Below are 11,583 nucleotides of genomic sequence, written 5' to 3' on the forward strand. Positions count from 1 at the left end.
TCATCGCGGAATGGTGCTCCTCCCGAGGTCGGGCGAACGATTCGCCCAGCGATCACCGGCCACATCACCCATGGCCTCATCGGCCCGGGTCAGCGGCGCGGACGCGGCGCGCGCCGCGCCGATCGCGCCCACCGCCCTGGACGCTCCGGACGGTACTCCCGACCCGCCCGACGGGACGGAGGCGCGCGGAGGTCCGCCCGCCGGAGCACCGCCGCCGCCACCACCGCCACCGCGCGGCGGAGCTGGACGCGGAGCGCCACCGCCACCGCGGGCACCGCCCGCACCGCCCGGCGGCCGCGGACCGGTGGAGGAGCCGCTGACGTAACCCGCCGAACCCGGTGCGGCCCCCTTGACGGAGACGGCCTTGGTGCCCATCGCACCCAAAGCGCCTACCGCGAGCAAGGTTCCACCGGTCGCGGTAAGACCCGAACCACCGCTACCCACGATCGCCACCGCGGGGGTGACCAGCCGCATCAGCGCGGGCAGTACGAACGCGACACTGCACAGCAGCACGATCGCGACCAGCATCCGTTGTGCCTGTTCACCTTCGGGCAGTCCGCCGGTATCGGTGAGCGAATCCACATGGCCCGCAGTGGTGAACGCGATCATGTAGACGATGGCGGCCACCGGCTTCCAGAGCATGAACGCGATGATCCAACCGATCAGCTTCTGATAGGACGACTTGCCGACATTCATCCCGGATGCGGCCGCCGCCAACGGCAGTACACCCGCCGCGATGAGCAGCAGACCCTGACGGACGATGGCGAGCACGATCTGCGCGAGCGCGCCCAGCAATCCGACAATCGCGATGATCAGCACCAGACCAGGCGAAAACGCCTGCAGTTTACTGGTTTTCACCATCAGCTCGGCCAGGTCCTTGGCATTGCCATTGGTCGAATCGTTGATGATCCACTCGGAGAAGCGATCCGAGGCCTGGGTGCCCGCGACAATCACAGCGCCGAGCATCCAGGAGCTGAAAACCACACGGGCGAACATGCGGAACGATTCGGCCGCCTCGTTCATCGCGGCGCCGCGTCTGGCCTCGGCCAGTCTGGCGCCGGACAGGATCACCGAGGCTATCAGCAGCAATATCTGCGCCTGATAGGTGTAATCGTTGATCTTCACGAACAACGAACCGTTATCGCTGGTCGCCTCATTGGGGACCTTCATCCAGAAGGTCAGCGCAAGGATGATGGCCTGGCCGAGACCGTTCATCAGCGAATCGACGACCTTGCCGAAGGTCGAATCCCAGGCCTTGTCCTTGACCGCGTTCGCGGCGCTGCCCGGATGCGAGGCGACGTTACCCGCCTTGCACGCGGCCGACGCGGCGTCACCCAGGGAGAAGCCCGGCAGACCAACGTTATCGAGGGTGTCGTGCAACTCGTTGCACGTCTCATCGAATCCGTAACCCTGACCGTAGGCCACCGTCGGTGTCGCGATCATGACAGTGAAGATGACCGCGAGAATCGTGACAACTCGCCTCACCATTTTGTCCACCCATCGATCGAGTCGATCGTCTCGAGCGGTTGTGCATCACTCGTGGACGACTTGAGTTTCCAACCAGCATCACGCCAGAGCACATTCAGTCTCATGGCCACCCAACTGCGCCCGCCGTGCAGGAAATCACGGGTCTTGCGGGCGATACGTACCACAGCGAAATCGTCACCATAGCTTTCGATTCGGAATGCGTCAGAGGCGAACAACAACGGTTTGATGTTGTCGGGTAGTTCGTTCGGAATCTTGCCGTCGGCGATCTTTCGGTCGCGATCGGCCTGCTCTTGTGCGGACAGGATCACCAACTGCTGCCACAGGGCGCGATCGGTCGGCCGCGCCACGGTGCGCCAATAGATCTGTTCGGCCGCAAGTGCGGCACCCTGCGGGGTCTGGGTGAATCCGAGCGGAATATCGTTCTCGATTCGGGTGGGGCCGTCCGTGGTCGAGAACGGGATCACCGGACCGCCGTACACCCGCTGCCATCCGCCTTGCTGACCCGTGCCGCCCGGAGCGCCCGACTGCCAATCGGCGTCGGTGGGTTTGCGCGGCATGACGGACTCCGAAAGCGGTTGTCCGGCGGGGTTGTTCGGGACATCGAAGCGATGACCGAACGAATCCACATCGGAGCCGCTGAATCCGGCCGCTCCGGCGGTCGACGAGGCGCTGACGGGCACACTCTCCGAGCTCGTTCCGGTCTTCGATACCTGGTCGCCCCCGGCGGCATTATCGCGCATCGCGACCACGGTCACTGCGACCGCGACGACCACCGCGAGCACTGCGCCGACGCCCAGCACCGCGATCGGCGAACGGTTGTGTGCCGGACCGGATCCGGGGCCCATGGTCACCATTTGGTCCACCCGTTGAGCGATTCGACATATTCGGTCTGCGCGTTATTGGAGGTAGCCGGCTTGAGCCGCCAGTCCCCCGCATCCCAGATCATCACCAATCGCAGAGCCGCCCACAGCTGCTTGCCGTCGACCACGGGACCGCGGGTGGCCAGCTGAATGATCGCCAGATCATCCGCATAGTTCTCGACCTTGAACGCATCCGACGCGACGAAATACCGAGTCACCTTCTCCGGCTGCTGTTCGGGCAGCTTGTCCTGGGACAGGGCCTTGTCGTAGGCGGCGATCTGCTGGGCCGAGACGCGCACCTGGCGGACGTAGAGGTCGCGGTCGGCGGGGCGGGCGTTGAGACGGTAGGTGATCTGGGCCGCCGCGAGCACCGCACCCTGCGGGGTGTGCGAATAGCCGACAGCCAGACCGTCTTCGATGCGGGTGGGTCCGTCGGAGGTGGAGAACGGGACCGAGGCGCCGTAGACCCGCTGCCAGCCGCGCGGTGCGGTGGTGCCCTCCGGGGCCGCGGTCAGCCAGTCAGCATCGGACGGTTTGCGCTGGCGGGTCGGATCCTGCGGAAGTGGTTGTCCGGCAGGGTTGTTCGGAATGTCGACGCGCCTACCGAGGATATCCACCTCGGGGGTCGCGAAGCCGTCCGCACCGGAACCCACCGCGGCGGTGGCCTTATCGCCACCCGAACCCGAGTCGTCCCGCCCGAGGTAGACGAATATGCCCACCACAACGATGAGCACCACCACGGCAGCCGATGCGATGACACCGAAGGAGACACGATCGCGCGGGTAGGACTCCTTCTCGCTCATGACTCCGCCTCGCCGACGCACGGCTCCGTCATGAGCGAAGCGCGCCGCGACATGATTCGCTCACTGCGCTCCCTCATGCCGGTGCCTCCAATTTCACTATGTCCGTGGGTAATTCATCGACCGACTCAAGGGGGCGGGCGGTCGAATCGGGGTCGGGCAGCCGTAACCTCCAGTCGTTGCCGAACCACTCGACGGTGGTGTGGTTCACCGCCTTGGAGTTGTCCGAATATTCGGTATAGACGTCGACGGCCGATGCCGCATCGGTGTAGCCGGTGATCCGGTAACCCAGCAGTCTCGGCGCGTAATCGGGCGATGCCGGACCGGTGATGGTGAGCTGCAGCCGGTTCACCGACCACTCGTCTCTCGCCTTGTCCGGCACCACCTCGAGGCGCACGATATCGGCCCACTGACTGTCGGCGGCTACCGACAATCGCACCGTGTGGACGATCGCCGCCAAGGCCGCACCGGCCGGCGAATGTTCGAAACCCGTTGCGGCGCCGTCGGCGACCTTCTTGGGCCCCTGCGCGGTGGTCGGAAGTGCGACGCCCTGGAACGGCTGCCACCGGACCTGGCTCGGCGCGGCCGACAGGTTCGGGCCGGAATCGCCGTCACCGCCGCAGCCGACCGCTGCCAGCAGTAGGGCAGCACCGAACGCACCGGCCGCGGGCGTGCGGATACGCCGACGCCGCGCAATGAGGTGGTTTCGCGGGTGCTCCAGCGGCTCTGCTGTTTCGCGCGACCTGCAAGCGGTCGCCAGCGGTGTGGAATTCATCCCAGGGCCGTCCCCATCTCGGTTCACGTCGGCAGGAACGCCAACGCGATCCCCGAGGCCGTGCTCGCCACCGCTGCCCCGAGCAGACTCATCAAAACGCCGTGCGAGGCGTCGTTCATCGCCAGATCGCTCCGGAACGCGATCCACAGGCGGCCCGCGGAGACGATCATCCACGCCAGGCACACCAGCAGCACGAACCAGAGCAACCAGTTCAGCAGCTGCATCAGCGGTTGCAGTACTTCGGCGGGCATCTGCTTATAGGCAAGCAGTTCCGCCGCCGACATTCGCACGGTCGACATCGTGGACATCAGGTTCCGATGACGGCGTTCATGATGGTGCCCGCGCTGGTGGCGACCACTCCGCCGATCATGGCTCCGGCCACCATCTTCGGCGATTCGAGCCCGCCGCCGGTCCACTTCTCCCACGCGAACTTGCCGCCCGCGTAGGTGATTCCGCAGATACCGGAGAGCAATACGAACCAGGTGAGATACCGGACCAGCTGCAGGATCTTCTCCGAGCCGGGAGGCGCCTCTGGTGTCGGGTTACCGACCTGAGCCAGGACAGTGCCGTACGTGTCCTGCACGGCGAGGAGAATCATGCTCATCGGCTGCCTTTCTGGGTAGGAGTTGTGATCAACGGTCCGGTCTGGAGGTCAGTGCGGTGCTCATCGGTGCCCCTCCTCGAAAGACGTACTGCTGTCCAGGTTTTCGCGTACCACCGCAACAATATCGGCACCGAGTTCGCGGACCTCGAGCGGAACTTCCTCGAGCGGGTCGATCCTCTTCTTCTTCGGCGGAATCTCGTCGCCGGGGGTCCAGATGGGCAGTTTCTCCGGTTCGACCAGGGTCCATTCCTCATACCACGGGATCTGCCAGACCTGACCTGCGAGCGAGCCGACCACATCGCGGTAGCGGCGGATTTCGGCGGGCATGCGACCGGGGCGGGCGGCGACGGTGATCAGCCCGAGCACCTCACACGATCCGGCGAAGCCCGAATGATGTTGGCGCAGTAGGTCGTGCGCGCGGGTGAGTCCGGTGATGGTTTCCCTGGCCACCAGGACGACGAAGGGTGATTCGCGGTCGAAGACGCCGGGCCAGCGGCGGCCCGAATCCGCCGCGGGCGCAAGCACATGCGCGAGGCTACTGGCTCCCGCACCGCCGTGCACACCTAGCAGCCACCACAGCGGTGCCCGGCCGACGCCGGGTACGGGACGGTCCCAGATGGGCGCGCGACGAGACTCCGGTGGGGCGACCACACCGGCTTGGGCGGCTTCGGATTGACGACGAAGTTTCATGGCGGCCGTCATGATGCCACTCCGGCGAGCAGCCGCCCATAAGCCCGGCGCGTCTCGGCGGACAGTGATGCGTGGCGCACGAGTTCACCGCGCGCCAAATGCGGATCGTAGGGAATCTCCCTGATGTCGCGGACCCAGCCGGACAGATGTTCGCGCAAATGGTCGGCAACATGCGAGTCGGCACCCGACATCTGGTGCGAGATAACGATTGTGGTATCGCCGACGATGCCGCCGCCCTGCCCCTCGGTCGAGTCGCCGAACTGGTCGTCGAGCCATTCCAGGGTGACCCGCAGCCGGTTCGCCGCATCGGCGCGGGCTGGAATGGCCAGTACCAGAGCAACATCCGCGTCATCGAGCAGTGGACGCAGCTGCCGTCCGGCAATCGGGTGGCCGCCGTCGTAGACCGCGGTGTATCCGGCGTCATAGATCGCCCGCGCGACTGTGAGATATGTGGCACGCCGACGCAGCGGCGCGGCGTCACGCCACAGCAGTCCGATGCCCGAACTCGCCTGCGACAGACACTCCTTCAACGGTGCGGGTTCATCGTTGCCGCGACCGTACAGCCACGACTGCAGGCTGATCGGATGCAGGTGCTCATCGGCTCCGCGTAGCGCCAGATCGCTGCCCGCCGCGGTCGCGTCCACCGCGACCGTGGGCGTACCCGCCATGCCCAGTTCACCCGCCAAGCCCAAGACCGTGGTTGTAGTCCCCGCACCACCACAGCCACCGACCACCAGAATCGAACGCTGCGCCGGTTCCGCGGATTCGGTCTCCCCGCGCTTGCCACGTCGCAATCGCACCACCGGAGCCTTCGACGGCGCGTGCCGGTTCGACGAATCACTCTCGTCGAGCCAGCGGCTCCAGTCGTCTCCCATCGCTATCAGCTCTCTCTACTATCCGGCCGCGATGCCCATGATGAGCGTGCGGCCGCCGACCACCGCCGTAGTGACGGTCTGCTTGTTGTACGTGGCGGGCGCGCCGCCGGGCCGGTACTCGGTGACCTCGACCGAATACCTGTTCTCGGTGATCGTCTGGATCCGCACACAGTGCGTGGTCCCCACCGGAATGGTGTCGATACCGTGCTGGATCACCGCGGCGGGCGAGATATTCGAATCCGGTGCGACAACCTCCCGGACGCGCTCGCCGGAACGCTCCACGTAGTAGGCGTACTGAAATGCCAGAATCGCCTCCGGTCCGGAATCGGTGCCACCGGGTTCGGCACTGCGCACGATGCGGTCGGCGCGTTCGGTGGGGCAATCCGAAATACCCCGGGATTGGACACTGCCCGCGGTGAACTGCATCGAGGGCACGACCGGCGCGGCGGCGCCGTGATGACCGGAGGAACGCAGGAGATAAATCGCGCCCGCGGCGGCACCGGCCAGCAGCAACACCGCCACGACGAGCACCACGACCACCCGGGCCCGGCGCGCGGACGGGTGATCGCGTGCCTCATGGCGCAGGGCCCGCGTCGCGCGCACCGACCGCGCGTACCGACCATCGTCGTGTTCGTCCTGCGGCCATGGGAACTGTACAAGTTCGCCATCGTGCGGCTCGGTGTAGTCGTCGTCGGGGCCGGGGGCGTGCGCGGCCACCCAATCCGACCAGCCGCCGGTGAATTCGCTGCGATTGGAGGCCAGATCGGCCGGAACCTCATTGCGCGCACGCATTTCGTCGGGATCCTCTTCGCGAATGTAGTCCGGATACCTGGCCGGGCCGTCCTCGTCGCTCGGATTCCGCAACTCCGTGTCGTCGCGATGCGGCGGGGTGGAGACATCCGCCTCCGGCTCCAGCGCGCCATACCAGCGCGATAGCTGTTTGTACGACTTCAACATTCCCCCATTCCCGCAGAGCGAGGCACGTGATGCATCATCGGACCCTCTCGGCGATCAGTTCGTGGAGAACGGGTAGGTGTTGTTTACGGAGCCGGGTACTACGGTGGGCGGAGTCGACGTCGCGCCGCCGGATGAGGCGCCATCGGCTCCTGTCCCGAACGGAAATTGTCCCGTACCGAAGGTATTCGGCGTAGTCGACGCGCCGGAAGTTTGTCCGAAGAATCCGGTACTCGGCTTGGTGCTACCGCCCAGCGGAATCGCGCCGCGGCCGAATTCGGCGGCCAGATCGTGCGCCACCGCGGCGAACCAGTCGGCGACGAATCGGGTGGGCGCCGCACCGGTGGCGGTGACGGCCGCGGTGCCGTAGGCGCCATGGCGCTGCACGGTGTCCCAATACCGCACCCAGGTCGTCACATTGAGCAGTTCGCTGTTATCGGTGATGTTCTGTACGACCGCGTCGAAGGCCTGGGTGACCAGCCGGACACCGGTCGTCGGCGGCACCAGTTGAGTCACCGCGCCCAGCAATTTCGTGCCGAGCAGCACGATTCCCGAGACCGGGTCGGACAGGCCTGCGGTGGCGAGTTGGGTGATGGTCGCTGGGTTGATGACCGTCTTGACCACCGTCACGACCGCGTTCAGACCGATCATGCCGACCTTCAGCAGCGCCCGCAGCGCCGCGGGGGCATCGAGCGGGGTCCGCGGGTCGGCGGCATCGGCGAGGCGCTGGGAAATCGACTTCTTCGGTGAGATCGACAGATTCGCCAGCGAGTTGCCTTGCATATCCTCGTTGACGACCTTGGTCGCGGTCTTGATCGACGTGTACGCCAGCGCCTGGGCGATCGAAACCAACGAGGCGATCGGGTCGCCGCCACTCAACTTGGTCTGGCCCGCGATACTGGCCACCGCCCGCAGAATCGGCGCACCCTCCGGTGCATCGCACGCGAGATCGCCTGCGGCACAGAAACTGGCGACGCGACCGGTCAGCGCGGCGAAATTCGCGGCCTTATCGCGTTCGGGCCCGATACCGCCGCCACTGACGGGTTCCTGCGGCAGTGCCGCGATGGACGCGATCTGATCGCCCGAGGTGCCCGGCGCGGGATCCGGTGTCGCCTTGCCCGGCGAACCGGGAAACAGCGGCGCACCGGGATTGCGGGTCGGATCGGCGAACAAGGCGACCGCCGCGACCTTCTCGGGCGGGATCACGCCATGGCCCTGGCCGACCTCCTGGGCGAACATCGAGGCCACGTGCGCGCCTTGCGAATAGCCGACGATCGCGAAGCGGGTCTCGGCGCAGCGGTCCGCGACATCCTCGGCCATCGCACGCAGCCGCGCCAATCCGCCGGTCACCGATTCCGCGTACGACACCGCGCCACCGGCGGTCGCGCCGCCGAAGCCGGATTCGTAAGGGACATAGGCCCGATCGACGAGTCCGGGTTGGGATGCCTTGGCCAGCATCGGCATGAAGACCGTGGAGAGCATGCCGGTATCGGTGGTCGGCGCGGCATCCGGCGACGATTCGCCGGTGCCCTGAATTCCCAACGCGTACAGTGCCGGACAGGTACCGATGGTGAGGTTCGTCGTCGGGCCAGCGGGATCGGATGGTTCCGCCGCAGCGGCGCCTGCGGTCGCCACAGCAACGGCGAATGCGACCAGCATTCCCGAGATCCGTGCCGTGTAGTTCGTCATAGCGATCCGCAATCAATTCGTGTTGCCGCAACCAACCTAAACGCCATGAAACGCAATAAACCGTAACAGATTCCGACTCTTACTGCGGCTTCGACGAAATGTTTGCGCGAACCACCATGGGGCAGATGATGGTTCCCGGCGTGCCGTCATGGATCTTCCGACAAGTTTCCGACCATGGAAATCGGTGGGCAGGCGGCGGGCGATCCGTCGGCGATTCGAATCATCAACGTGGACTTCGCATTCCGGCAAACGTCGGAGCGCACACAGCCGCCACCGCAACGCTTCCGACGGGTACGCCGGATTTGCCCGGCGCCGATGTTCAGCGAGCTCGACCAGGGCGATCAGGTGGCCGAGGTCACACGGTAGACGTCGTAGACGCCCTCCACGTTGCGCACCACATTCAGCAAGTGGCCCAGGTGTTTCGGATCGCCCATCTCGAAGGTGAACTTGCTGATCGCAACCCGGTCGCCGTGCGTGGCCACCGAGGCGGACAGGATATTGACCTTCTCATCGGCGAGCACCTTGGTCACATCCGAGAGCAGCCTGGTGCGGTCCAGTGCCTCGATCTGGATGGCCACCAGGAACACCGAGGACGGCGACGGCGCCCACTCCACGTCGATGATGCGTTCGGCCTGTTCGCGCAGCGAACCGGCGTTGGTGCAGTCGGTGCGGTGCACGCTGACCGCGCCACCGCGGGTCACGAAGCCCATGATCTCGTCGCCGGGCACCGGGGTGCAGCACTTGGCCAGCTTGGCGACCGTGCCGGGCGCGCCAGGGATCAGCACGCCCGCATCGCCGGTGACGCGCTGGCGGGCCGGGGTGGTCGACGGGGTGGAGCGCTCGGCGAGTTCGTTCTCGACATCGCCGATGCCGCCGAGTTGCGCCATCAACCGCTGTACGACGTGATGGGCGGAGACCTGGTGTTCGCCGACGGCGGTGTAGAGCGTGGAGATGTCGGTGTAGTGCAGTTCGTGCGCGACCGCGGTCATCGCGTCCACGCTCATCAACCGCTGCAGCGGCAGCCCGACGCGGCGAACCTCCTTGGAGATCTGCTCCTTACCGCTCTCCAGGGCCTCCTCGCGGCGCTCCTTGGCGAACCACTGCCGGATCTTGGCCTTGGCGCGCGGGGAGACCACGAAGTTCTGCCAGTCGCGACTGGGTCCGGCGTTCTGCGCCTTCGAGGTGAATACCTCGACGACTTCACCGTTTTCGAGCTGACGTTCCAGTGCGACCAGGCGGCCGTTGACCCGCGCACCGATGCAGCGGTGCCCGACCTCGGTGTGCACCGCATAAGCGAAGTCGACCGGAGTCGACTTCTGCGGCAACGTGATCACGTCACCCTTCGGAGTGAAGACGAAGATCTCCGGCGACTTCAGATCGAAGCGCAGCGATTCCAGGAACTCCGCCGGGTCCGCGGCCTCGCGCTGCCAGTCGAGGAGTTGACGCATCCACGCCATATCGTCGACTTCGGTGGAGTCGTTGGTGTGTTTGCCGCGGGTCTCCTTGTAGCGCCAGTGCGCGGCGATGCCGAATTCGGCGGTGCGGTGCATGTCCTGGGTGCGGATCTGCACTTCCAGAGGCTTGCCGTCCGGGCCGACGACCGTGGTGTGCAGCGACTGGTAGACGCCGTAGCGCGGCTGGGCGATGTAGTCCTTGAATCGGCCCGCCATCGGCTGCCACAGCGAATGCACGACACCGACCGCCGCATAGCAGTCGCGAACCTCGTCGCACAGGATGCGGATGCCGACCAGGTCGTGGATATCGTCGAAGTCCTTACCCTTGACGATCATCTTCTGGTAGATCGACCAGTAGTGCTTGGGGCGGCCCTCGACGATCGCGGTGATCCGCGACGCCGCAAGGGTGTTGACGATCTCCGCGCGCACCCGCGCCAGGTAGGTATCGCGCGATGGCGCGCGGTCGGCGACCAGCCGCACGATCTCGTCGTACTTCTTCGGGTGCAGGATCGCGAACGCGAGGTCCTCGAGTTCCCATTTGACCGTGGCCATACCCAGGCGGTGCGCCAGTGGCGCGATCACCTCGAGGGTTTCCTTGGCCTTCTTCGCCTGCTTCTCCGGCGGCAGGAAACGCATGGTGCGCATGTTGTGCAGGCGGTCGGCCACCTTGATCACCAACACGCGCGGGTCGCGGGCCATCGCGATGATCATCTTGCGGATGGTCTCGGCCTCGGCGGCGGCGCCCAGGTTGACCTTGTCCAACTTGGTGACACCGTCGACCAGATGCGCGACCTCGGCGCCGAAATCCTGGGTCAGCTGCTCGAGCGAGTAACCGGTGTCCTCCACGGTGTCGTGCAGCAGCGCTGCGACCAGCGTGGTGGTATCCATGCCGAGTTCGGCCAGGATATTGGCGACCGCGAGCGGGTGCGTGATGTAGGGGTCACCGGATTTGCGGAACTGGTGGGCATGGCGCTCGTCGGCGACGTCGAAGGCGCGCTGCAGCAGGGTGAGATTCGCCTTCGGGTACAGCTCGCGGTGCACGCTGGCCAATGGTTCGAGCACCGGTTTGACCGCCGCGATACCACGTTGACCGGTCATGCGCCGGGCCAGACGGGCGCGCACCCGCCGGGACGCGGAGGTCGGCACGGCGGCCGCGGTCCCGGGCTGGCGCGCCGCCGCCGAATTACCGCTCACCTGCGGTTTCGGCGTCGATGCATCCGGGGCGGCCGCACCATTCGACTGCGGGGCGCCTGCCGATTGCTCGACATTCGCCTCGCCAAGATGCTGAGTCATGCCACCACCTCTCCACGCCGCGATCGGAACACCCTATCCGACCGCTGCAACCGCCCAGAACACAACTTTAGTCCGAGCGCAGGTCACGCGTCGGATCCGAG

The 11,583-nt window shown here is 66.0% G+C and carries 11 protein-coding genes; all 11 read right to left on the bottom strand.

Annotation, left to right across the window (positions count from 1 at the left end; genetic code table 11):
* Positions 1-1,488, bottom strand: a complete 1,488-nt coding sequence (locus ACQP1G_RS28680) for a hypothetical protein (protein WP_433192667.1) — start codon at positions 1,486-1,488, stop codon at positions 1-3.
* Positions 1,482-2,342 carry a hypothetical protein gene (locus tag ACQP1G_RS28685; RefSeq protein ID WP_433192668.1) on the bottom strand — a complete coding sequence of 287 codons (861 nt, stop codon included), beginning with the start codon at positions 2,340-2,342 and terminating at the stop codon, positions 1,482-1,484. Before ACQP1G_RS28685 ends, ACQP1G_RS28680 begins: the two co-directional genes overlap by 7 nt.
* Positions 2,336-3,151 carry a hypothetical protein gene (locus ACQP1G_RS28690; protein WP_433192669.1) on the bottom strand — a complete coding sequence of 272 codons (816 nt, stop codon included), beginning with the start codon at positions 3,149-3,151 and terminating at the stop codon, positions 2,336-2,338. Before ACQP1G_RS28690 ends, ACQP1G_RS28685 begins: the two co-directional genes overlap by 7 nt.
* A gap of 73 nt (positions 3,152-3,224) precedes the next feature.
* Entirely contained in the window at positions 3,225-3,923 is a 699-nt protein-coding gene (locus ACQP1G_RS28695; protein WP_433192670.1) for a hypothetical protein, read from the bottom strand.
* Positions 3,924-3,946: 23 nt separating this feature from the next.
* Positions 3,947-4,222 (bottom strand): hypothetical protein, encoded by a 276-nt coding sequence (locus ACQP1G_RS28700; RefSeq protein ID WP_354950750.1) that lies wholly within the window; start codon positions 4,220-4,222, stop codon positions 3,947-3,949.
* Positions 4,223-4,230: 8 nt separating this feature from the next.
* Positions 4,231-4,527: a hypothetical protein gene (locus tag ACQP1G_RS28705; protein ID WP_040692318.1), complete on the bottom strand. Its 297-nt coding sequence runs from the start codon at positions 4,525-4,527 to the stop codon at positions 4,231-4,233.
* Between the two features lie 60 nt (positions 4,528-4,587).
* A complete protein-coding gene (locus ACQP1G_RS28710) occupies positions 4,588-5,229 on the bottom strand; it encodes a hypothetical protein (RefSeq protein ID WP_433192671.1) in 642 nt (213 codons plus the stop codon).
* Positions 5,226-6,092, bottom strand: a complete 867-nt coding sequence (locus tag ACQP1G_RS28715; RefSeq protein ID WP_433192672.1) for a MinD/ParA family ATP-binding protein — start codon at positions 6,090-6,092, stop codon at positions 5,226-5,228. The genes ACQP1G_RS28710 and ACQP1G_RS28715 overlap by 4 nt, the downstream gene beginning before the upstream one ends.
* Before the next feature lie 18 nt (positions 6,093-6,110).
* On the bottom strand, positions 6,111-7,049 hold the full coding sequence (locus ACQP1G_RS28720) for a hypothetical protein (RefSeq protein ID WP_433192673.1): 939 nt from the start codon (positions 7,047-7,049) through the stop codon (positions 6,111-6,113).
* A gap of 54 nt (positions 7,050-7,103) precedes the next feature.
* A complete protein-coding gene (locus ACQP1G_RS28725) occupies positions 7,104-8,735 on the bottom strand; it encodes a cutinase family protein (RefSeq protein ID WP_433192674.1) in 1,632 nt (543 codons plus the stop codon).
* A 341-nt stretch (positions 8,736-9,076) separates the two neighbouring features.
* The gene (locus ACQP1G_RS28730) at positions 9,077-11,482 is read right to left on the bottom strand and encodes a RelA/SpoT family protein (RefSeq protein ID WP_433192675.1); all 2,406 of its coding nucleotides are present in this window, start codon (positions 11,480-11,482) and stop codon (positions 9,077-9,079) included.
* Positions 11,483-11,583: the final 101 nt, after the last annotated feature.

This window comes from Nocardia sp. CA-107356, from assembly GCF_050946365.1.
Classification (GTDB): domain Bacteria; phylum Actinomycetota; class Actinomycetes; order Mycobacteriales; family Mycobacteriaceae; genus Nocardia.

Bases quoted from the DNA above. Each gene is read 5' to 3' on its own strand.
- ACQP1G_RS28730 (WP_433192675.1), bottom strand. From the start codon at position 11,482: ATGACTCAGCATCTTGGCGAGGCGAATGTCGAGCAATCGGCAGGCGCC.
- ACQP1G_RS28685 (WP_433192668.1), bottom strand. From the start codon at position 2,342: ATGGTGACCATGGGCCCCGGATCCGGTCCGGCACACAACCGTTCGCCG.
- ACQP1G_RS28690 (WP_433192669.1), bottom strand. From the start codon at position 3,151: ATGAGCGAGAAGGAGTCCTACCCGCGCGATCGTGTCTCCTTCGGTGTC.
- ACQP1G_RS28725 (WP_433192674.1), bottom strand. From the start codon at position 8,735: ATGACGAACTACACGGCACGGATCTCGGGAATGCTGGTCGCATTCGCC.
- ACQP1G_RS28695 (WP_433192670.1), bottom strand. From the start codon at position 3,923: ATGAATTCCACACCGCTGGCGACCGCTTGCAGGTCGCGCGAAACAGCA.
- ACQP1G_RS28715 (WP_433192672.1), bottom strand. From the start codon at position 6,092: ATGGGAGACGACTGGAGCCGCTGGCTCGACGAGAGTGATTCGTCGAAC.
- ACQP1G_RS28705 (WP_040692318.1), bottom strand. From the start codon at position 4,527: ATGAGCATGATTCTCCTCGCCGTGCAGGACACGTACGGCACTGTCCTG.
- ACQP1G_RS28720 (WP_433192673.1), bottom strand. From the start codon at position 7,049: ATGTTGAAGTCGTACAAACAGCTATCGCGCTGGTATGGCGCGCTGGAG.
- ACQP1G_RS28680 (WP_433192667.1), bottom strand. From the start codon at position 1,488: ATGGTGAGGCGAGTTGTCACGATTCTCGCGGTCATCTTCACTGTCATG.
- ACQP1G_RS28710 (WP_433192671.1), bottom strand. From the start codon at position 5,229: ATGACGGCCGCCATGAAACTTCGTCGTCAATCCGAAGCCGCCCAAGCC.
- ACQP1G_RS28700 (WP_354950750.1), bottom strand. From the start codon at position 4,222: ATGTCGACCGTGCGAATGTCGGCGGCGGAACTGCTTGCCTATAAGCAG.